Source organism: Agrobacterium sp. MA01, from assembly GCF_009650195.1.
Lineage (GTDB): Bacteria > Pseudomonadota > Alphaproteobacteria > Rhizobiales > Rhizobiaceae > Allorhizobium.
In genome coordinates, this window is the sequence record NZ_CP045854.1 from 3,944,776 (window position 1) to 3,967,190 (window position 22,415).

Here is a 22,415-nt window from a genome sequence, read left to right on the forward strand (position 1 = left end):
GCAAATGACCAGTCTGGGTGCGCGCTTCCGCCTCTTTCCCCGGCTCAATTTCCCGTTGCCTGACCAGGGGTAGCGTGCCAAATAGCCGGAATGACCAAGAGCGCCGATGCCTTTGAAAAAAGCCTGAACGCCCACGCCACACTCGTCGAGGCGAGGCTGGACATCCTGCTGGACGCAACGCCGCGTCCGGCGGAAGTCGCTCGCCCCCGGCGGCTGATCGAGGCCATGCATTACGGCGCCCTGAACGGTGGCAAGCGCCTTCGGCCTTATCTGGTGATGCAGGCGGCACGCCTTTTCGGCGGAAGCGAAGAGGCAGCCCTTCAGGTCGGCTGTGCGCTCGAATGCCTGCATAGCTATTCGCTCGTCCATGACGATCTGCCCGCCATGGACGACGACGACCTGCGCCGCGGCAAGCCGACGGTTCACAGACAGTATGACGAAGCAACCGCGATCCTCGCCGGCGATGGTCTGCTGACCTACGCCTTCGACATCATCGCTTCACCGGAAACACCCCTGCCCGACACAGCCAAACTCGCCCTTGTCCTCGAGCTCTCACGAGCAGCCGGAATCGGCGGCATGGCTGGTGGCCAGATGCTTGATCTCGCTGCCGAGACGGATCAGCCCGACGAAGCAGGCATCGTGACGCTGCAGGCCATGAAGACGGGCGCGCTACTGCGGTTTGCCTGTGAGGCAGGCGCCATCATCGCCGGTCGCCTGGCGGAAGACCGCGATCGCCTGCGCCGCTTTGGCGAAATCATCGGCCGCGCCTTCCAGCTGGCCGACGATCTGCTCGACATTACCTCGGATGCCGCCACCCTTGGCAAGGCAACAGGCAAGGACGCGGCCAAGGGCAAGGCGACGCTGGTCGGCCTCAAGGGCACCGACTGGGCCCGCGCCGAACTCGACCGGCTGGTCGCCGAAGCCAACGCACTCCTTGAGCCCTACGGCGAACAGGCCGAGCCGCTCAAGGAAGCCGCCCATTTCATCGCATACAGGAAGAAATAGCATGAGCCGTTTCTGGTCGTCCGCCGTCCACGCACTGGAACCCTATGTCGCCGGCGAACAGCCGAAAATCCCGGGTCTGGTCAAACTCAACACCAATGAGAGCCCATACGGACCCTCGCAGAAGGTGCTGGACGCGATCGCAGCCACTTCCGGTGAGCGTCTGCGCCTTTATCCCGATCCGGCGTCCACGGCCCTGCGCGAGGCCATCGCGAAGCGCTTCGACCTGACCATGGACGAGGTTTTCGTCGGCAACGGCTCTGATGAAGTGCTGGCCTTCACCTTCGCAGGCCTGCTGAAGCACGACGCGCCGCTCCTCTATCCCGACATCACCTACAGCTTCTACAAGACCTATGCCCGTCTCTTCGAGGTCAAGGTCGAGGAGATCCCGCTGGACGAGGGCCTGCGCGTGCGTATCGGCGATTACGACCGCCCTTGCGGTGCAATCATCCTTGCCAATCCCAACGCCCCGACCGGCATCGCTCTCCCGCTGTCTGAGATCGAAAAGCTGGTCGCCTCGCACCCTGATCAGGTCGTGGTGATCGACGAGGCCTATGTCGATTTCGGCGCAGAGACGGCAGCTTCGCTGATTCCGCGCTACGACAACCTGCTCGTTGTCCAGACCTTCTCGAAATCCCGCTCGCTCGCAGGCCTGCGCGTCGGCTTTGCGCTCGGCCAGCGGCCGCTGATCGAGGCGCTGGAGCGGATGAAGGACAGCTTCAACTCCTATCCCGTCGACATGCTGGCCCAGGCCGCTGCAACCGCGGCGATCGAGGACGAGATGTGGTTTGACGAGGCACGCAGCAAGATCATCGCCAACCGCGACATGGTGACAAAGGCGCTAGAGACCCGTGGCTTCGAGGTCCTGCCGTCATCGACGAACTTCGTCTTCACCCGCCATCCGGCGCATCAGGGTGCCGTTCTGCAAAAAGGTCTGCGTGAGCGAGCGGTCCTCGTTCGCCACTTCAACAAGCCGCGCATTTCGGACTTCCTCCGCGTGACAATCGGCACGACAGAGGAATGCCATCAGTTTCTGGACGCGATCGATCAAATCATCTGACGTGTCGTCCGCGCCGGAAAGCGCTACGCTCCTGCAACTTTAGTGAGAGCCGGAGCGTGCCCGTGACTGAAATCCTGCAACACTGGCCTCAGGTCGTGACCGCCTATCTCGTCTACCTCGTGGCAGTCTTGAGCCCCGGTCCGGCCACCATGGCGATCGCTTCCGCCTCGCTTGGCCAGGGACGGAGGCACGGCCTGACGATTGCGGCGGGCATCTTTTGCGGATCGATGACCTGGGCGATTGCCGCCTCCCTAGGGCTGGCCGCGGTCCTGTCGCAATATGCGCAGGCGCTGATCCTGATGCGGATCCTCGGAGGGCTCTATCTGCTCTATCTCGCCTGGCGCGCATTCCGCTCCGCCGCGAGCAGCATTGACCCGCTTTCCCTGACCAAGGCCGCTTCGAGCCTGAAACGCACTTTTCTGATGGGCTATGCGATCCACCTGACGAACCCCAAGGCGATCTTTGCCTGGCTCGCCATCATCTCGCTCGGCCTGCCGGCCAATGCCACACCGGTTGCCGTTGCGATCATCGTCTGCGGCTGCCTTATGACCGGCTTCATTGTCTTCATGGGCTACGCATTGTTGTTCTCAACGCCCGGGGCACTGCGCATCTACCGCGCGGCGCGTCGCTACATCGATGGAACGCTCGCGGTCCTGTTCGCGACCGCAGGCGTGAAGATGCTGACCTTCCGCTGAAACGAAAAAGGCGCCGCATGGGTTGCGGCGCCTCTTGCAAGTGTTTGGATCGCAGATCAGCCCTGGGTCAGCGGTGAGATCTGGATTTCCACGCGACGGTTCTGCGCACGGCCGTCCGGTGTCGCGTTGGATGCAATCGGCTGGTTCGGGCCGAAGCCAACAGCCGAGACACGACGCGGGTCGACGCCCTGGCTGTTGAGATAGCCGGCAACGGACATGGCGCGGCGCTCGGACAGACCCTGGTTATAGGCCTGGCTGCCGGTCGAATCGGTGTGACCGTTGATATCGATCAGCGTCCGGTCGAACTTGCGCAGCACGATCGCGACAGAGTTCAGGGTCGGGTAGAACTGCGGCATGACCGCATCCTGATCGGTATTGAACGTGATGTTCGACGGCATGTTCAGGACGATGCGATCGCCGACGCGGGTGACCGAGATCCCGGTTCCCTGCAGCTGGGCGCGCAGTTCGGCTTCCTGCTGGTCCATGTAATTGCCGATCGCGCCGCCCGCCAGCGCACCGATACCGGCACCGATGAGGGCTGCGTTGCGGCGGCCTTCCGGCGAACCGCCGACAGCGAGGCCACCAAGCGCGCCAACGGCAGCGCCCAGCGCCGCGCCGCCCGCCGTGTTGGACACCTTCTGCTGCCCCGTATAGGGGTCGGTCGTGGTGCAGGCACTCAGATAGGTCGCGCACAGCGCGAGAATGGCGAACTTCTTGATCATGCTCGGTGTCCCTCCAGGATTCGGCTGATAATCCGTCAACCGTGAAATTGCGGCAACAAAAAGTTGGCCAGCAAGCTCACTCAGCCGCCGACTTCTGGCCGTAACGCTTCTCGATATAGTCTGCCACCAGCGCCTCGAAATCGGCTGCGATGTTCGGGCCGCGCAGAGTCATCGCCTTCTCGCCGTCGATGAACACGGGAGCCGCCGGGTTTTCCCCGGTGCCCGGAAGCGAGATGCCGATATCGGCATGCTTGCTTTCGCCAGGACCATTGACGATGCAGCCCATGACCGCAACGTTCAGGCCCTCGACACCCGGATACTTTTCACGCCAGACCGGCATGTTCTTGCGCAGGTCGTCCTGGATCTTCTGGGCGAGTTCCTGGAAGACCGTCGATGTCGTGCGACCGCAACCCGGACAGGCCGCGACAACAGGCACGAACTGGCGGAAGCCCATGACTTGCAGCAGTTCCTGGGCAACCTGGACTTCACGGGTCCGATCACCATTCGGTTCCGGGGTGAGCGACACGCGAACCGTATCACCGATACCATGCTGCAGCACGTAGCCCATGGCCGCGGACGAGGCGACGATGCCCTTCGAGCCCATGCCGGCCTCGGTAAGCCCCAAATGCAGAGCATGGTTCGAGCGCTCGGCGAGCATCGAATAGACGGCGATCAGGTCCTGCACCTGGCTGACCTTGGCCGAGAGAATGATGCGGTTACGGGGCAAGCCAATCTCTTCGGCAAGCTCGGCCGACAGGAGCGCGGATTGCACGATCGCCTCACGCGTCACCTGACGCGCCGAAAGCGGCGAACCATTGGCCGCGTTCTCGTCCATAAGCCGGGTCAAGAGCTCCTGATCGAGCGAACCCCAGTTGACCCCAATGCGGACAGGTTTGTCGTAGCGGATCGCCATCTCGACGATCTCGGCGAACTGCTTGTCCTTCTTGTCCTTGAAGCCGACATTGCCGGGATTGATGCGATACTTGGCGAGCGCCTCGGCGCAGGCCGGGTGATCGGCGAGCAGCTTGTGGCCGATGTAATGAAAATCGCCGATCAGCGGCACGTCCATACCGAGGCGGAGCAGGCGCTCGCGGATTTTTGGAACGGCAGCGGCACTCTCGTCACGGTCGACGGTGATGCGGACGACCTCGGAGCCTGCCTTGTAGAGGGCAGCAACCTGGGCAACGGTCGCATCGACATCTGCGGTATCGGTATTGGTCATCGACTGAACGACGACAGGAGCTCCACCACCGATGATGACGCCACCCACTTCCACCGCGACCGACGAACGGCGCGGCTTGGGGTCAAAGGCATCGGCGGGCGGGATCAGGGGTGCGTTCATGGCTGTTTCTCTGCAAGCCTCAATCGCCATGGAGGTGGATCAAAGCCGATCGCTTGTCAACTGAAAGACGCCTTTACGCGTTCACATGCCCGCGTGCGCAAGTCTGTCCAAAGCGACGTCCCCACATCTTTCAGTGACCTGTCGCCCGGTCCGCATGACGCGCGAGCCTGGAGAGAGCCAGAACCACGATCAGCAGCGCTGGGATCGCTGTGTAGACACTCGACAGCGACGTGTGCTCGGCCACAAACCCGATCAGCGATGGCGCAAAGAGGATGCCGGAATAGCCCATGGTGGTGACGACCGAGAGGCCAACACCGGGTGCAAGCCCCGGAATGTTGCCGCCCGCCGAAAACGCGATCGGCACCATGTTCGAGATCCCGATTCCGGTGATGGCAAAGCCGATCAGCGCAAAGGTCACGCTGGAAGACTGGCCCGCCATGACAAGCCCGATGATCGCAGCCACACCGCAGAAGCGCAGTGTATTCACGGCACCGAAGCGGTCACGGATGAAATCGCCCGCAAAGCGGCAGACCGCCATGGTGAGGGAGAAGGCCGCGAAGGCGAAGCCCGACATCTCGGTCGAGGCATTCAGCTCGTTGCGCAGGTAGAGCGCGCTCCAGTCAAGCACGGTGCCCTCAGGGATCATGCAGAACAGCGCGATCGTGCCGATCAGCCAGGGCAGCGGCGTCATCGGCAGCTTGGCCTTGGCCGGCTCGTCACTTGGATGCGGCGCGTCCGAGAGGATCATCGGGCGGGCGACAAGAAAGAGAACGACGCAGACGGCGGCCAGAAGCAGCACGTGACCAGTGACACCGAGCGCCGCAATCAGAAAACCGCCGGTCGCCGCACCGCAGAGCCCACCAAGGCTCCAGAAGGCGTGACAGGAGGACATGATCGAACGGCGCATGTTGCGCTCGACCTCGACCGCATTGGCATTCATCGCCACGTCCATCGCCCCGGTCAGGCCACCGAACAGGAAGATGGCGATGGCTCCCGTCCAGATATTGTCAACCAGCGTGACGAGCACGATGGTCGGGATGAACAAGAGCGTGGTCACTTCCACGACGCGCCGCGAGCCGTAACGGGCAATCTGCATGCCGGCGATCGGCATCAGCACCAGCGAACCCACGCCGAAGACGAAGATCATCACGCCCAGCATCAACTCCGACAACCCGAGCGCCTCTGAGAAGAACGGAATTTTCGGTGCCCAGGCTCCGATGACGAGGCCATTCAGGAAGAAGAGCAGGGCGACAGCGGCCCTCTCCCTGGTGACGATCGGCGCTGGTTCGGCCGGGGAAGTGATGGTGTGGGCTATGTCATTCATGTCCTGCTCCCATAGTCGGGCGCACTGTAATTAAATCGATTTAAACGACAACATGTCCCGCGCGTCCCAACTGTAAATTTTTGTTTCGCATGACAACATTGTCGGGAGTTCTGAACGGGGATTGACAGGGACGAGCCGGCGTCTGACACAGATAGTCATTGCGGCCCTCTGCTTGCGCCGCCCGACCCGAAAGACGCTTCCGTGAAAACCGCCGTTGGCGCTGGCATCCTGCTCTCCAGTCTCGCCTATCTCTTCTTTGCCATGCACGACGCCATGATCAAGTTGCTCGTGGAAACGACAACCGTCTGGCAGATCTTGTTTTGCCGCAGTATTGCGATCCTGCTTGGCTGTTACATCCTCGGTGGCCGCTCACTCGCGCGGGAGACGGTGACGTCGCCGGCGCTTCGCCCGATGATGCTGCGCAGTCTTTTCCTGCTCGCCGCCTGGCTCTGTTATTTCAACGCGGCCAAGCATCTGCCGCTCGCCGATCTCACGACACTCTACTTCGCCGCACCAATCGCAGCGATTCTGCTCGCCATCCCCATTCTGGGCGAACGAGTTCCCATGAGCAGCTGGATTGCCGTCATCACCGGCTTCGTCGGTGTGGTCGTCGCCAGCAATCCGACAGGCCTTGCGACCGGCTGGCCCGTCTACCTCGCCCTCATCGCCGCCGTCTGCTGGGCGATCGCCACGACGCTGCTCAGAACCACCAGCAAGAGCGCCAGCAGCATGGTTCAGATGACGATGACGAATGTCTTCTTCCTGGCCCTGACGACACCCATGGCCATCCTCTCCTGGACAACCCCAAGCGGTCCGACGCAAATCCTGTTGCTGGCCGTCGGCTTCATCGGCGGTCTTGGTCAGATGAGCTTTTTCGAGGCACTGCGCCGCGCGCCGATCTCGGTGATTGCGCCCCTGGAATACACGGCGCTTGTCTGGGCCTTCGCGCTTGGCTACGCGATATGGGGAGACATCCCGGGACCGAATGTCTGGGCCGGCGCCGTACTGATCGCCGGCGCAGGCCTGATCATTCTCTTTGCCCAGCGGCGCAAAATGCCCGCTCAGGACCTCGAGAGATAGCGCTCTGCAAGCTCCACCCAGAGGGTGGTCCCGACGGGCAGGATATCGTCGTTGAAGTCATAGCGTGGGTGGTGCAGCGGCGGATCGTTGGGTGTCCGTTGCGTGCCGAGGAAGAAGTAGCTGCCCGGGCGCTTGGCGAGCATGTAGGCGAAATCCTCGCTCCCCATCATCGGGCGCGGCAGGTCATAGACCTTGTCCTGTCCAGCAAAGCTCACCGCGAGATCGCGGACGAAATCCGTTTCGGCCTTGTGGTTGATGGTCGGGTCGTATCCCCGCTCATAGTCGATGGTCACGCCCATGCCGTAACTCGCCGCCTGACCTTCGGCCACCGCCCGAATGCGCTGCTCGAGCTGGTCGCGGACCTTGGGATCGAAGGAGCGGATCGACAGCACCATCTCCGCCCGCTCCGGAATGACATTGCTCGCCGCACCCGCATGGAACCCGCCGACGGTGATGACGGTCGGATCGAGCGGGTGGATGTTGCGCGACACGATTGTCTGCAGCGCCATGACGATGGACGCGCCACACACAATGGGATCGGCCGTCGATTGCGGTTCGGCCCCGTGACCACCACGGCCGTTGACGGTGATCTTGCACTCGTCGACGGCAGCCATTATCGGCCCTTCCCGGAGCGCGATATGGCCGAACGGGATCTCCGGATCGTTATGCAGCGCGAAAACTGCATCGCAGGGGAAGCGATCGAAGAGGCCATCCTCGATCATGATCCGGGCTCCGCCGAAATTCTCTTCGGCTGGCTGGAAGATGAGGTGAATGACACCATCGAAATTCCGCCGTTCGGCGAGGATCTTCGCCGCACCGAGCAGCATTGCGGTATGACCATCATGGCCACAGGCATGCATCACGCCCGGTATCTCGCTGGCATAGGGAAGACCGGTCTCTTCGAGGATCGGCAGAGCGTCGAAGTCGGCTCGAATGCCGATGCTTCGCTCGCTCGACCCGTTTCTGAGGGTGGCGACAATACCGGTCTTGGCAAGCCCGCGCGTCACCTCATAGCCGAAAGCGGTCAGTTGTTCGGCGACATAATCCGACGTCTTGAACTCCGACAGGCCGATCTCCGGAAACCGATGCAGATGATGCCGCGTCGCAAGCACTTCAGCCATCACATTGGGCGCGTGGATCGTCACGGAAATTACCTTTCGGTCGTCTGGGCATGAGCATGAAAGCGCAGACTGTGGCACTTGCCGGCCAGTTGTTCAACCGTATAAAAAGACGTCCATCGCTGACGAAAATCTGCTGCCCTATCCGTGCCGGAGAGACCACCATGACACGACGCACGTTCCAGCGTGCCGGTGAAGCCGAGCGCCGGAAGGATCTGATCGCGGCGACCTTGGACAGCGTTTCGGAACATGGCCTGGAAGGCGCGACCGTCCGCGACATCGCCGCCAGAGCCGGCGTGACCGGCGGTTTGATCCGTCATTATTTCTCCGGCAAGGACGAAATGGTCCAGGCGGCCTATCGCGAAATGCTGGCAGGAATGACCGGCTCCGCCGTCGATGCCATGGCGGAAGTCGGGGCGAACCCGCAGCGGCGCCTGCACGACTTCATCGTTGCCAATGTCAGCCCACCGATTGCCGATCCGAAAGCACTGTCCCTCTGGGCAGCGTTCATCGGTCGGGTGCGATCGGACGAGGAACTCGCCCGCATCCATCGAGAAAACTATCTGGTCTTCATCGGCATACTCGAAGACCTTGTCGGAGCCGTCTTGGCGGCGCGACGGCACAACCCGCCCTTCTCCGAAGTCCGGCATCTCGCGGTCGCGATCAACGGCCTCATCGACGGTTTGTGGCTTGAGAATTCGCTCGCAAGTGACCTCTTCGACGAGGGACGTTTGCCGCAGATCGCACTGGATGCCGTCGAGGCTCTGCTGGGCGGATTGTCCTTGAGAGGTGCGGACTGAGAGATGAGACCCGCATCGCAAACAAGCATCCGGTACGCGTCGCGTTCGCGATCTGGTAACCTCACCGACAGATCGCTGACCTGCGAAGTTTCGACCTGCTTGATCGATGCTCGGCGGCTGCGATCAAGCCCCTTGGCCAGCCGCTTGAAATAAGGCATAAAAACGCCAACTCACCTGCCAGGATGCGAAAGTCGCAAAGAGAGTTCAACCGCCTCTGTTAGCCGTCGTATTACGGCCTCTTTCTGCCTCGATTGTTGGTCAACAACCCAATTTTGTGCAATGAGGCGCGGCGGCGAAGACCGGACGGTCGGACCACAACGGCTTTCTATTGAACCATCGAACCGAGAACCTATTTTTCATGACGCTGCATGTCCCATCGCGCGACCTCGAAACCAAGCAGATCGACCATAACGATTCCATACGATCTGCCTATTTTACGATCGAGGAATTGCGGGAAAGCGCCGCTTCTCTGGCGCTGAACGGCGTCGATGAACTACCCGGCCTGCTGGACTTCGACTTCTTCGCTAGGCACAAGGAAAACGAGCGCGAGATCCTGCGCGTCTATCGCGCGACGGCGGCTGACGTCGAAGCCGGGGCCACGATCACGCCTGCGGCCGAGTGGCTGCTCGACAACCACTACATCATCGAAGAAGCGATCCAGGAAGTTCGCCGCGACTTCCCGAAGAAGTTCTATCGCCAGCTGCCGACGATGAAGGTGGGAAGCCGTGAAATCCCGCGGACAATGGCGATGGCATGGCTCTACGTCGCGCATACCCACTCGACAGTCAGCCAGGAAAGCATGACGGCCCTTGTCGAGGGCTACCAGCAGCACCGGACGCTGGAGATCGGTGAACTCTGGGCACTGCCGTCGATCGCGCGCTTCGTGCTCATCGAAAATCTCCGACGCATCGCAACCCGCGTCGATCGCTCCCGCCGGATGCGTCGCCGGGCCAACGAGGTCGCCGACGAGATCATCCGTCTCAACGATCCTGTGGCGGCCGCGACCTATCTCAGCCAGATCGAGCAGCTGGCTGACGACAACACCTTCGCGACACAGTTCCTGTACCGCCTGCGCAATGGCTCGCAGAACACGAGCTTTGCCGTCGAATGGCTGGAAAGCCGACTGGAAGCGGCCGGCCGCACCGCCCAGGAGGCGATGGACGCCGAACACAACCGTCTCTCCTCCGGCAACGTTACGATGGGCAACATCGTGCGGGGCCTGCGCGAGATCGACGACAAGGAATGGTCGGTCTGGGTCGAAGAGGTCAGCCATGTCGACCGGGTCCTCGGCCAGCACACCGATTACCGCGAACTCGATTTCGGCTCGCGAAACGCCTATCGCAACACGATCGAAAGGCTGGCGCGTCGCTGCGACCAGAGCGAGATCGAGATTGCCCAGACGGCGATCGATCTGGCGACACAATCGGCGGGACCCGATGGACAGCTCGATGTTGGAAGCTATCTCGTCGGCAACAGACGGACCGAGCTGGAAAACGCCATCGGCTACAGCCAGCCTCTCTCCCGGATCCTGACCGACGGCATAAAGCGCCTGAACTGGCTCTCCATCGCAATCCCCGTCATTGCGCTCACCGTCGCAGCCCTAGCGGTTATCGGTTACTTCCTTAATCAGGCCGGCCTGCCGACCTCGCTCATCATGGTCCTGCTGGTCCTGGTCTCGCTGCCGGTTTCCGAAGGCGCGACGGGACTGTTCAACACGCTTGTCACCTTCTTCGTCAAACCGTTCCGCCTGACCGGCTACGAGTTCAAGCAGGGCATTCCCGAGGAAGCACGCACCCTCGTCGTCGTGCCCTGCATGATCACCAAGCGTGACGACGTCGACGAACTCATCCGCAATCTCGAAGTCCACTACCTGACCAACCCGCATGGCGAGATTTATTTCGCGCTCTTGAGCGACTGGAAGGACAGCCAGACGGAAGAGACCCCTGCCGATCTGGAGGTCCTCGATTACGCCAAACGCGAACTCGCCCAGCTCAATGGTCGCTACGATTTCGGCGGCAGGAACCGCTTCTACCTCTTGCATCGTCGCCGCCTCTACAACGAGGCCGAAGGCTGCTGGATGGGCTGGGAGCGCAAGCGCGGCAAGCTGCACGAGCTGAACCTGCTGCTGCGCGGCGATCGCGACACCTCCTATCTCCCGGGCGCCAATATGGTGCCGGAAAACGTGCGTTACGTGATGACGCTCGATGCCGACACGCGCCTGATGCGCGACGCCGTCACCAAGCTCGTCGGCAAGATGCACCATCCGATCAATCGTCCGGTGCATGACGAGAAGACCGGCCGCGTGATCAGCGGCTACGGCGTCCTGCAGCCGCGTGTCACGCCCTCTCTGACCACGGGCAAGGATGCCTCGGTCTTCCAGCGCATCTTCTCGATGAACCGCGGCCTCGACCCTTATGTCTTCACGGTCTCCGACGTCTATCAGGACATCACCGCCGAAGGCACCTTCACTGGCAAGGGCCTTTACGACGTCGACGCCTTCGAGACGGCGATCAAGGGCCGCATCGACGAGAACAGCGTGCTCAGCCACGACTTGCTCGAAGGTTCCTTCGCCCGCTGCGCGCTTGTCACCGACGTCGAGCTGGTCGAAGACTTTCCAACCCGATACGAGGTCGAGATCTCGCGCCAGCATCGCTGGGCCCGCGGCGACTGGCAGCTCATCCCCTATATCGGCGATACCAGCCGCGGCATCACCAGCCTCGGCCGCTGGAAGATGGTCGACAACCTGCGCCGCTCGCTGACCCCGATTGCCTGGTATGCCGCCTCGGTTCTCGGCTGGGCCACCATGGAGCCGGTGGGCGCCACCATCTGGCAGCTGCTTCTGATCTTCAGCCTCTTCGTCGCCCCGACCCTATCGCTTTTGTCGGGCATCGTCCCGCGTCAGACCGATATCGTGCCGGCCGCGCATTTCCAAACGCTGTGGTCGGAAGTCCGCTCGATCAACGCCCAGGTCGCGCTCCGCATCGTCTTCATCGCCGACAATGCCTGCATGATGGCCGATGCCATCGCCCGCTCGCTTTACCGCATGCTGGTGAGCCGCAAGCTGCTGCTCGAATGGCGCACGGCCGCCAGCGTCCAGTCGGCAGCCCAGGGCTCGATCGCCTCATATTACGAGAACATGCGCCATGCGCCGATCCTCGCCATCCTCTCGGTCGGCGTCGCGGCCATACCCGGCGGCTATGGCTATCTGATCGGCCTTCCGTTCGCCTTCCTCTGGGTCCTGTCGCCTCTACTCGCCTGGTATGTCAGCCAGTCTGCCGAAACGGAAGACAGCCTCGAGGTTCCAGAAAACGTCTCGTACGAACTGCGCAAGATCGCTCGCCGCACCTGGCGCTACTACGAGACCTTCACGACCGCCGGCGACAACTATCTGCCCCCGGACAATTTCCAGGAAACGCCGGAACCGCTGATCGCCCATCGCACCTCGCCGACCAATATCGGCGTCTATCTGCTCTCCGTCGTCTCCGCTCGCCATTTCGGCTGGCTGAGCTTCGAACAGACCATTGAGCGCATGGAGCAGACGATCTCCACCGTCGAACGGATGGAGAAGTATCGTGGCCATCTCTACAACTGGTACTACACGGACACGCTCAACACGCTTGGCCCGAAGTATATTTCGGCGGTCGACAGCGGCAATCTCGCCGGCCATCTGATCGCGATCTCCTCGGCCTGCCGCGAATGGGCGGAGGCGCCGTCCGCACACCTTCAGGGCAATTTCGACGGCATCGGCGATGTCGGCGGCATCCTGCTCGAAGTCCTCGGCGAGCTGCCGGACGACCGAAAGACGGTGCGTCCGCTCCGTCGTCGTCTTGAGGAACGCATCATCGGCTTCAACACGGCGCTTGCCGCCGTCAAGCGCGAGCATGAATTCGCCTCGATCCGCATCATCAATCTTGCCGTGCTCGCGCGTGACGCACAAAAACTGGCGGCAAATCTCCACCACGAAATTCGCTCGGAGGCGAGTGCGGAAGTCGTTCGCTGGACGGAATCGCTGGTGTCGGTTTGCGAAGCCCACATTGCCGACACCGCATTCGACCTCTCGAACATCGATCCGCTGCGCCAGCGCCTGAGCCAGCTCTCCGAGCGCGCCCGCAACCTCGCCTTCTCGATGGATTTCACCTTCCTCTTCCGACCGGAGCGTCGCCTGCTGTCGATCGGTTATCGCGTCGACGCCCGCGAACTGGACGAGGCCTGCTACGACCTGCTCGCGTCGGAATGCCGTCTGACCAGCCTGTTTGCGATTGCCAAGGGTGATCTGCCGACGGAACACTGGTACCGCCTCGGTCGCCAGGTCGTGCCGATCGGTGCCCGCGCTGCGCTGATCTCCTGGTCGGGCTCGATGTTCGAGTATCTGATGCCGCCGCTCGTCATGCAGGAGCGACAGGGTGGCATTCTCAACCAGACGAACAATCTCGTGGTCATCGAACAGATGAACCACGGCCGCCGGCTGAACATCCCCTGGGGCATTTCGGAAGCAGCCTTCAATGCCCGCGACCACGAGATGAACTATCAGTACACCAACTTCGGTGTGCCGACACTCGGCCTGAAACGCGGCCTCGGCCAGAACGCCGTTGTGGCACCCTATGCCTCGATCCTCGCAAGCCAGTATTACCCCGAGGCAGCGCTTGAGAACCTCAAACGCCTGCGCAAGCTCGGCGCGCTCGGGGCTTACGGTTTCCACGACGCGGTCGACTTCACCCCGACGCGCCTGCCAGACGGCAAGAAATGCGCTGTCGTCTACAACTACTATGCCCACCATCATGGCATGTCGATCGCAGCCATCGCCAATGTCGCCTTCAACGGCCGCCTGCGCGCGCTCTTCCACGCCGATCCGGTGATCGAAGCGGCAGAACTTCTCCTGCAGGAGAAGACGCCCCGCGAAATCCCGGTCATGAGCGCGAAATACGAGCCACAGACCCCGGGCAAGGGCCAGGCGGACCTTCTGCGCGCCGAAGTCCGCACGATCGAGGATCCCGCGACCAAGGACCGCGAAGTCGTCTTCCTTTCGAATGGCCACTATTCTGTGATGATGACAGCCACCGGCTCCGGATTCTCGCGCTGGAACGGTCAGTCCGTCACCCGCTGGAAACCCGACACGACCGAAGACCGCTGGGGCACCTTCCTCTTCCTGCGCGATACCGCCACCAATGAGTGGTGGTCGGCGACATCGGCGCCGCGCCGCGCAGAAGATGAAAAGACCAAGGTCATCTTCGGCGACGACAAGGCGGAATTCTTCAAGACCGTCGGCGACATCTCGACCTCGGTCGAATGCATCGTCGGCACCGAGCATGATGCCGAAGGCCGCAGACTGACGATCCTGAACACCGGCACGGAAGACCGCTACATCGAGGTCACGTCCTACACCGAGCCGGTGCTGGCCTACGAGGATAGCGACAACGCCCATCCGCTCTTCTCGCGCATGTTCGTCAAGACCGAATTCGGTCGTCGCCGGGACGTGATCCGCGCCGAGCGCAACAAGCGCAGCCCGTCCGATCCGGATATCTGCGTTGCCCATCTGGTGGTCGACAGTGCGGGCCAGGGTCGCCCGACGGAATTCGAAACCGACCGCCGCAAGTTCCTCGGCCGTGGCCGCAGCCTCGGAGAGGCAGCCGCCTTTGACCCCGGCGCCAACCTCTCCGGCTCGGAAGGATTTACGCTCGATCCGATCCTCAGCCTCCGCCGCGTGGTGCGCGTGCCGGCTGGCAAGAAGGTCCAGGTGATCTTCTGGACCATGGCCGCCCCGAACCGCGAGGAAATCGATCAGGCGATCGAACGCTACCGTCATCCGGATGCCTTCAGCCACGAGCTCATCCATGCCTGGACGCGTGCCCAGGTCGAGCTTCGCCACATCGGCATCACCTCACAGCAGGCGGCTGCCTTCCAGCATCTGGGCCGTTACCTGACCTATCCCGACAATCACCTGCGTGCGGATCCCGAAACGGTCCGCAAGGGGCTGAGGTCGCAGTCGGCGCTGTGGCCCATGGCGATTTCGGGCGACTTCCCGATCTTTGCGCTGCGCATCAACGACGACATGGACATGGACATCGCCCGCGAGGCGATGAGTGCACTGGAATATCTGCGTCGCCGCGGCGTCGTGGCCGATCTCGCGATTATTAACGAGCGCGCGACCTCCTATGCGCAGGACATGCAGCATGCGCTCGACCAGATGGCGGACAATCTGCGCCACCGCCTGCCCGGCGGTCGCCAGCATGTGTTCACGGTCCGCGACGACCTGCAGGACGAGGGCTCGACACTTGCAGTCCTGGCAGCCGCCCGCGTTGTACTCCACACCCGCAACGGCAAGATCGTCGACCAGGTGAACCGCGCCGTCTCGCTCTTCGCCACTCCGCGCACGATCGATGGTGAGCTCGAATGGGCCGGCTTGCCGCCCGTACAGTCGGCACCCGCCAAAACGGGCCGCGTGATCGACGGTTCCGACCTCGACGTCTGGAACGGCTTCGGCGGTTTCTCGAAAGACGGTTCGGAGTATGTCGTGCGTCTCGACGGATCTGCGGCAACGCCGCAGCCGTGGATCAACGTCATCGCCAACGAGAACTTCGGCTTCCACGTCTCGGCAGAAGGGGCCGGCTTCACCTGGAGCCAGAACTCGCGCGACTACCAGGTAACGCCCTGGACCAACGATCCCGTGGTAAACCGTCCGGGCGAGGCCTTCTACGTCACCGATCTTGGCAGCGGACGCGCCTATGCGACCGTCAGCGCGCTGAACACCGATCCTGCGGCCACCTTCGAGACACGCCACGGCATGGGTTACTCAACCTTCGTCAGCCAGCATGGCGATCTCGAAATCGAACTGACCCAGACTGTGGATCGCGAGCGCCCGGTGAAGCTCACGAAGATCCGGCTGAAGAATGCGAGCCCGGAGCCACGCAAGTTCCGCATCTATGGCTACGCAGAATGGGTCCTCGGCAACAATCCGGCCCGCACCGCACCTTTCGTTCTGTCGACCTTCGATGAGGAGACTGGGGCACTGCTTGCCTCCAATCCGTATGACATCAACTATCCGGGCCGCTTCGCCTTCCTGGCTGGACCGGAACAGCCGGATGGCTATACGGCCAGCCGGCGCGAATTCATCGGTCGCAACGGCACGATCAAGCTGCCACAGGCCGTCGCCCGTGCCTCGGGACTTACGGGCTCGATCGAGAGCGAAAGCGACCCTTGTGCGGCAATTGCCTTCGATGTCGAGCTTGCTCCCGGTCAGTCGCGCGACATGACCTTCCTGCTCGGTGAAACCGAGACAGCGGAAGCCGCAGTCGATCTTGTGAAGACGGTTCGCGGCTCAGGGTTCGAGACGGTCCTCAAGGCCAACCGCGACTTCTGGACAGGCTTCACCGGCAAGCTCTCCGTGGAAACCGGCGACAAGGCATTCGACAACCTCGTCAATCGCTGGCTGCCCTACCAAGCGCTTGCCTGCCGCATCTTCGGCCGTGCCGGCTTCTACCAGGCAAGCGGCGCCTACGGCTTCCGCGACCAGTTGCAGGACACGCTGGCATTCCTGACGGTCGAACCACAGCTCGCCCGTCGCCAGATCCTGAATGCCGCTGCGCGTCAGTTCGTAGAAGGGGACGTTCAACATTGGTGGCTGCCGCAGACAGGCGCGGGTGTCCGCACCATGATCTCCGACGACGTCGTCTGGCTCGCCTATGCAGTCGACCAGTATGTCTCGGCGACGGGTGACCAGGCGATCCTGTCGGAACAGATCCCGTTCCTCGACGGACCGCAGCTTACGCAGGGTCAACATGACAGCTTCTTCCTGCCCAATACCGCCGCTGAAACGGCAGATCTCTATGAGCACGCGGCTCGCGCGCTCGACCTCGCCATTGCCCGCACCGGAGAACACGGCCTGCCCTTGATCCTCGGTGGCGATTGGAACGACGGCATGAACCGCGTCGGGATCGAAGGCCATGGCGAAAGTGTCTGGCTTGGCTGGTTGCTTGCCGCCACATTGGAACGTTTCAGGCTGCAGGCGGACAAGCGTGGCGATCGAGACCGCAGTGCCCGCTGGAGCGAGCATGTGGCAAAGCTCAAGGCTGCCCTGGAAACGGCAGGCTGGGACGGAGAGCATTATCGTCGTGGCTATTTCGACGACGGCTCGCCGCTCGGTTCGAATGACTCACGCCAGTGCCAGATCGACTCCATCGCCCAGTCCTGGAGCGTTCTGTCCGGAATGGGAGATCCCGCCCATACCGGAAAGGCACTCGATTCCGCCGTCTCGAAGCTTGTAGACGCAGAGAATGGCATCGTCCGCCTCTTCACGCCGGCTTTCGAAAAACCCGAAATCGATCCGGGCTACATTGGCGCCTATCCGCCTGGCGTGCGTGAAAACGGCGGCCAGTATACCCATGCGGCGATCTGGCTCGGCCTGTCCCTGGTCCAGGCCGGTCGTCTCGCCGATGCCTGGCGCGTCTTCGAAATGTTGAACCCGATCAATCATGCAAGAACGGCAGACGAGGCAGAGCGTTATCGCGTCGAGCCTTACGTCGTTGCGGCCGATATCTATGGCGGCGACGGCTATGCCGGACGCGGTGGTTGGACCTGGTACACGGGATCTGCAGGCTGGCTCTATCGTTTCGCGGTCGAAGGCTTCCTCGGCATCCGTCGCAAGGACGGCGAGCTTGTCGTGAACCCTGCCCTGCCCGAACATTGGGAAGGCTTCAAGGCCAAGGTCGACGTCGATGGTCGAAAGGTCGCTGTCGCCGTCACACGGACCGCAGAAGGCTACGATGTGACCCTCGATGGCAAGCTGCAGGCAACCAGTGAGGATCTACCGCCTGCACCGCCGCCGGCCAAGAAACCGGCGCGCAAGCAGAAGATCAAGGCAGCCGAATAGGCAGCCAATGCAGCAAACGAAAGAGGCCCCGCCAGCGCTGGCGGGGCCTCTTTGCTGTTTCGCAATGGTGCCGGCCGTCAGGCCGAGTACACGATCAGCAAATCCTTGGCGTCGATCTGGTCACCAATCCGCACCAGCACTTCCGCAATCGTCCCGTCGCGGTCGGCATGCAGCGCCGTTTCCATCTTCATCGCTTCGATCGAAAGCAAGACGTCGCCAGACTTGACCGTCTGGCCGGCAGAGACGGAAACCTGCGAAATGACGCCCGGCATCGGCGCACCGAGCTGCGCGGTATGGCCGGTTTCCGCCTTGCGGCGGACGGCGCTGCCTGAAGCTCCATGGGCCCGATCCGGCACCTTGATACGGCGTGGCTGCCCGTTCAGTTCGAAGAACACGGTCACCATACCCTTGTCGTCGGTATGGCCAAGCGCCTGATTGACGATGACAAGCGTCTTGCCCTTTTCGAGGTCGAGGAACAGTTCCTCGCCGGCAGGCAGGCCATAGAAATACTGCGGCGTCGGAATGACCGAGACCGGACCATACATGTCGGCCGCGAGCGCGTAATCGGTGAAGACCTTCGGATACATAAGATACGAGGCAAATTCGAAGTCGCTGACCTCACGACCGAGCTTCTCCTCGATCACCTTGCGCTCGGCGTCCAGATCAGCCGGCGGCAGAAGCGAGCCCGGCACGGCCGTATAGGGCTCCTCGCCCTTCAGCACCTTCTTCTGCAGCGCTTCCGGCCAACCGCCTGGAGGCTGACCGAGATCGCCCTTCAGCATCGAGACAACCGAATCAGGGAAAGCGATGTCCTTGGCCGGGTTTTCGACCTCGGCCACAGAGAGATCCTGGCTCACCATCATCAGCGCCATGTCACCGACGACCTTGGACGACGGCGTTACCTTGACGATGTCGCCGAACATCTGGTTGGCGTCGGCATAGGCCTGGGCGACTTCATGCCAGCGGGTCTCAAGACCGAGCGAACGGGCCTGTTCCTTGAGGTTGGTGAACTGGCCACCCGGCATTTCGTGCAGATAGACTTCCGAAGCCGGCCCCTTGAGGTCGCTCTCGAAGGCCGCATACTGCGTGCGCACGGCTTCCCAGTAGAAGGACAGACGACGGATCCAGTGCGGATCGAGACCTGGATCGCGTTCGGAGCCGCGCAGGGCCTCGACGATCGAGCCAAGGCACGGCTGCGAGGTATTGCCCGAGAAGGCGTCCATGGCGGCATCGACCGCATCGACGCCGGCCTCAACAGCGGCGAGCACAGTCGCAGCCGCAATGCCGGAGGTGTCATGGGTGTGGAAATGGATCGGCAGACCCGTCTCTTCACGCAGGGCCTTGAACAGCACCTTGGCGGCGGCAGGCTTCAACAGGCCCGCCATGTCCTTGACCGCGATGATATGCGCCCCGGCCTTTTCCAGCTCCGCGGCAAGCGCGGTATAGTACTTGAGGTCATACTTCGGACGGGCCGAGTTGAGGAGGTCGCCGGTGTAGCAGATCACCGCCTCGCAGAGCTTGTTCTCTTCGATGACGGCATCCATCGACACCCGCATGTTGTCGACCCAGTTCAGGCAGTCGAAGACGCGGAAGAGGTCGATCCCACCCTGGGCCGCCTGGCGGACGAAATACTTCACCACGTTGTCGGGATAGTTCTTGTAGCCGACGCCGTTCGCGCCGCGCAGCAGCATCTGCAGGAGCAGGTTCGGCGCGCCTTCACGCACGAGAGCGAGACGCTCCCACGGGTCTTCGGTCAGGAATCGCATCGAGACGTCGAAGGTCGCGCCACCCCAGCACTCGAGCGAGAACAGGTTCGGCAGCGCCCGCGCATAGGTATCCGCGATCCTCGCGATATCATGTGTGCGGACACGCGTCGCCAGCAGCGACTGGTGGCCGTCACGCATGGTCGTGTCGGTCATCAGGATGCGCTTTTCGTTGCGCATCCAGTCGCCGAATTTCTTCGGCCCGAGCTCGTCGAGCAGCTGCTTTGTGCCCGGCTTGATATCGGCGTCGATATAGGGAACGACCGGCTCGGCGGCATCGGCCGGCGGCTTGGGACGACCCTTTACTTCCGGATGGCCGTTGACGGTCACATCAGCGAGATAGGTGAGAAGCTTCGTCGCACGGTCCTGACGCTTCACCTGCTGGAAGAGTTCCGGCGTCGTATCGATGAAACGGGTCGTGTAGGAATTGTCGCGGAAGCTCGGATGGCCGATGATCGCTTCGAGGAAGGTCAAGTTGGTGGCAACACCACGGATGCGGAACTCGCGCAGCGCGCGGTCCATGCGGCTGATCGCTTCCTGCGGCGTGCTGCCCGACGCCGTTACCTTGACCAGCAGCGGATCATAGTAGCGGGTGATGATCGCACCCGAATAGGCAGTACCACCATCGAGACGAATGCCGAAACCGGCCGCCGAACGATAGGCGGTGATGCGGCCATAGTCGGGAATGAAGTTCTGTTCCGGATCCTCGGTGGTGATGCGGCACTGCAGCGCGTGGCCGTTGAGGCGGATGTCAGCCTGCTTGGGCACGCCCGATTCAGGCGTCCCGATCGCGTGGCCATCGAGGATGTGGATCTGTGCCTTGACGATATCGATGCCGGTCACGACTTCTGTGACCGTGTGCTCGACCTGGATGCGCGGGTTGACCTCGATGAAGTAGAATTTTCCGGTGTCGGCATCCATTAGATATTCGACTGTGCCAGCGCCGATATAGCTGGTCGCCTTGGCGATACGCAGCGAGTAGTCGGCCAGCTCCTGGCGCTGCGCTTCGTTGAGATAGGGCGCTGGCGCTCGCTCGACGACCTTCTGGTTGCGGCGCTGGATCGAGCAGTCACGTTCGAAGAGATGCACGACATTGCCATGCGTGTCGCCGAGCACCTGACTCTCGACGTGGCGCGCACGCTCGACGAGCTTCTCGAGATAGACCTCGTCCTTGCCGAACGCGGCCATGGCCTCGCGCTTGCCTTCCGTTACCTCACGCAGCAGGTCCTTCGGATCGCGAATGGCGCGCATGCCACGACCGCCACCGCCCCAGGAGGCCTTGAGCATGACGGGATAACCGATCTCCGCGGCAAGCCGATGGATCTCGGCCTCGTCGTCCGGCAACGGATTGGTGGCGGGTACGACCGGCACGCCGACGCTGATGGCGAGATTGCGGGCGGCAACCTTGTTGCCGAGCTGGCGCATCGTATCGCTTTTCGGGCCGATGAAAATCAGACCGGCATCGTTGCAGGCGTCCACGAACTCGGGACTTTCCGACAGGAGGCCGTAGCCCGGGTGAATGGCATCGGCGCCCGACAGCTTGGCAACGCGGATGATCTCATCGATCGACAGATAGCTTTCGATCGGGCCAAGATCCCTCTCCAGATGCGGACCGCGGCCAACCTGGTAACTTTCATCCGCCTTGAAGCGGTGCAGCGCGAGTTTGTCTTCCTCGGCCCAGATGGCGACCGTTTTCAGACCGAGCTCGTTGGCGGCGCGAAAGACGCGGATCGCGATTTCCGAACGGTTGGCGACAAGGATCTTGGATATTGGCAATTCGATCTCCCCAAAACGATATGCCAGGGCATTGTGCACCTGCGAAGAAAAGTCATAGCGCGTTGTTTTAGGAAGTTCAATTTGCCTTGGTCGACCTCGAGAAAATTCCGTCCCTTCTCAGGTCACCAGGCCGAGACGGAACGACAAGGCCACGACATGCTGGCGATTTTTAGCATTTAGTTTGTCCTGAATACCATTCATGTACCAGTCGACCGTATGGTTGGAGATCTTCAGGATCTTGCTGATCTCGTTGGACGTCAGCCCATCTGCCAGATAGTTCAGCACTTCCATTTCGCGGCGCGTCATCCGCGTATCGATCGGCTTCGTCGCTTCTGTCTCGTTCGCATGCTTGAACTCGAGCAGACGCCAGTAGGCCTTCTTCGCCACCGCATCGAAAAGCGCGATCTCAGTTGGCGAAAGATCGACAGGACGTCCGCCGACCGTCATATTGCCGAGCAGGCCTGTTCGCCCATGAACGGGGAAGATGTAGCCATCCGCCAGGCCGAAACGCAGGCTGTCTCCAAGCATGCGCTCCATCCGCTTGCGATGCGGATCGGCACGGAAAGCGTGCAGCGCGTCGCGCGTCGCGCCAGCGGAACCCGGCATGGGCCTGTCCGAGATAGCGGATCGTCGGATCGATCAGAACGTATTTCTTAGCGATATAGAGCTGCGGCCAACCCTCGGGCCAGTGGCCGGTCAGGACGAGGTTCATCGGGTTCTCGTCCGGCTTCGGCTGGCGAACAACCCCATAATACTCGAAGCCATAGCCTCGAACCAGTTTCTCCAGCTCCGAAACAACCTCGGCTGCCGATCGGCATTCATCGACGATGACAAGGAAATGCAGCAATTGGTTGATATTCACAAAGT

At 62.0% G+C, this 22,415-nt stretch carries 11 protein-coding genes and 1 pseudogene; 6 read left to right on the forward strand and 6 right to left on the reverse strand.

Annotated features, from left to right (window positions below):
- Positions 1-90 precede the first annotated feature (90 nt).
- The 3 genes from GH983_RS18900 (at position 91) to GH983_RS18910 (ending at position 2,757) form a co-directional block, all read left to right on the forward strand.
- The gene (locus GH983_RS18900; RefSeq protein WP_069042846.1) at positions 91-1,005 is read left to right on the forward strand and encodes a polyprenyl synthetase family protein; all 915 of its coding nucleotides are present in this window, start codon (positions 91-93) and stop codon (positions 1,003-1,005) included.
- A gap of 1 nt (position 1,006) precedes the next feature.
- Positions 1,007-2,062, forward strand: coding sequence for a histidinol-phosphate transaminase (hisC, locus tag GH983_RS18905; RefSeq protein WP_069042845.1), 1,056 nt, complete (start codon positions 1,007-1,009; stop codon positions 2,060-2,062).
- Between the two features lie 62 nt (positions 2,063-2,124).
- Positions 2,125-2,757, forward strand: a complete 633-nt coding sequence (locus GH983_RS18910; RefSeq protein ID WP_069042844.1) for a LysE family translocator — start codon at positions 2,125-2,127, stop codon at positions 2,755-2,757.
- 56 nt (positions 2,758-2,813) lie between these two features.
- Here the strand turns inward: GH983_RS18910 and GH983_RS18915 are convergent, their stop codons facing one another.
- The 3 genes from GH983_RS18915 to GH983_RS18925 form a co-directional block, all read right to left on the reverse strand.
- Entirely contained in the window at positions 2,814-3,479 is a 666-nt protein-coding gene (locus tag GH983_RS18915; RefSeq protein ID WP_153763225.1) for an OmpA family protein, read from the reverse strand.
- A gap of 76 nt (positions 3,480-3,555) precedes the next feature.
- Positions 3,556-4,821: a flavodoxin-dependent (E)-4-hydroxy-3-methylbut-2-enyl-diphosphate synthase gene (gene ispG / locus GH983_RS18920; RefSeq protein ID WP_194842753.1), complete on the reverse strand. Its 1,266-nt coding sequence runs from the start codon at positions 4,819-4,821 to the stop codon at positions 3,556-3,558.
- A 130-nt stretch (positions 4,822-4,951) separates the two neighbouring features.
- On the reverse strand, positions 4,952-6,145 hold the full coding sequence (locus GH983_RS18925) for an MFS transporter (protein WP_069042842.1): 1,194 nt from the start codon (positions 6,143-6,145) through the stop codon (positions 4,952-4,954).
- 201 nt (positions 6,146-6,346) lie between these two features.
- Here GH983_RS18925 and GH983_RS18930 point away from each other — a divergent pair, with 201 nt between their 5' ends.
- On the forward strand, positions 6,347-7,225 hold the full coding sequence (locus GH983_RS18930; RefSeq protein ID WP_069042841.1) for a DMT family transporter: 879 nt from the start codon (positions 6,347-6,349) through the stop codon (positions 7,223-7,225).
- Here the strand turns inward: GH983_RS18930 and GH983_RS18935 are convergent.
- Entirely contained in the window at positions 7,207-8,346 is a 1,140-nt protein-coding gene (locus GH983_RS18935; RefSeq protein ID WP_069043999.1) for a M20 aminoacylase family protein, read from the reverse strand. The two genes, GH983_RS18930 and GH983_RS18935, sit on opposite strands and share 19 nt — an antisense overlap.
- 161 nt (positions 8,347-8,507) lie before the next feature.
- Between GH983_RS18935 and GH983_RS18940 the strand changes: the two genes are divergently transcribed.
- Both GH983_RS18940 and GH983_RS18945 read left to right on the forward strand, forming a co-directional pair.
- Positions 8,508-9,143 carry a TetR family transcriptional regulator C-terminal domain-containing protein gene (locus tag GH983_RS18940; protein WP_153763226.1) on the forward strand — a complete coding sequence of 212 codons (636 nt, stop codon included), beginning with the start codon at positions 8,508-8,510 and terminating at the stop codon, positions 9,141-9,143.
- 358 nt (positions 9,144-9,501) lie between these two features.
- A complete protein-coding gene (locus GH983_RS18945) occupies positions 9,502-18,009 on the forward strand; it encodes a GH36-type glycosyl hydrolase domain-containing protein (protein ID WP_153763227.1) in 8,508 nt (2,835 codons plus the stop codon).
- A gap of 77 nt (positions 18,010-18,086) precedes the next feature.
- On the opposite strand, the gene pyc is transcribed toward GH983_RS18945, so the two are convergent.
- Positions 18,087-21,548 carry a pyruvate carboxylase gene (gene pyc, locus GH983_RS18950; protein WP_153763228.1) on the reverse strand — a complete coding sequence of 1,154 codons (3,462 nt, stop codon included), beginning with the start codon at positions 21,546-21,548 and terminating at the stop codon, positions 18,087-18,089.
- A 117-nt stretch (positions 21,549-21,665) separates the two neighbouring features.
- Positions 21,666-22,410 (reverse strand): annotated as a pseudogene (locus GH983_RS18955) (LuxR family transcriptional regulator).
- Between the last annotated feature and the right edge of the window lie 5 nt (positions 22,411-22,415).

What these genes read in the sequence shown, in the direction of transcription:
- GH983_RS18900 (WP_069042846.1), top strand. Translation starts at nt 91, where the DNA reads ATGACCAAGAGCGCCGATGCCTTTGAAAAAAGCCTGAACGCCCACGCC.
- hisC (WP_069042845.1), top strand. Translation starts at nt 1,007, where the DNA reads ATGAGCCGTTTCTGGTCGTCCGCCGTCCACGCACTGGAACCCTATGTC.
- GH983_RS18915 (WP_153763225.1), bottom strand. Translation starts at nt 3,479, where the DNA reads ATGATCAAGAAGTTCGCCATTCTCGCGCTGTGCGCGACCTATCTGAGT.
- ispG (WP_194842753.1), bottom strand. Translation starts at nt 4,821, where the DNA reads ATGAACGCACCCCTGATCCCGCCCGCCGATGCCTTTGACCCCAAGCCG.
- GH983_RS18925 (WP_069042842.1), bottom strand. Translation starts at nt 6,145, where the DNA reads ATGAATGACATAGCCCACACCATCACTTCCCCGGCCGAACCAGCGCCG.
- GH983_RS18935 (WP_069043999.1), bottom strand. Translation starts at nt 8,346, where the DNA reads ATGGCTGAAGTGCTTGCGACGCGGCATCATCTGCATCGGTTTCCGGAG.
- GH983_RS18940 (WP_153763226.1), top strand. Translation starts at nt 8,508, where the DNA reads ATGACACGACGCACGTTCCAGCGTGCCGGTGAAGCCGAGCGCCGGAAG.
- GH983_RS18945 (WP_153763227.1), top strand. Translation starts at nt 9,502, where the DNA reads ATGACGCTGCATGTCCCATCGCGCGACCTCGAAACCAAGCAGATCGAC.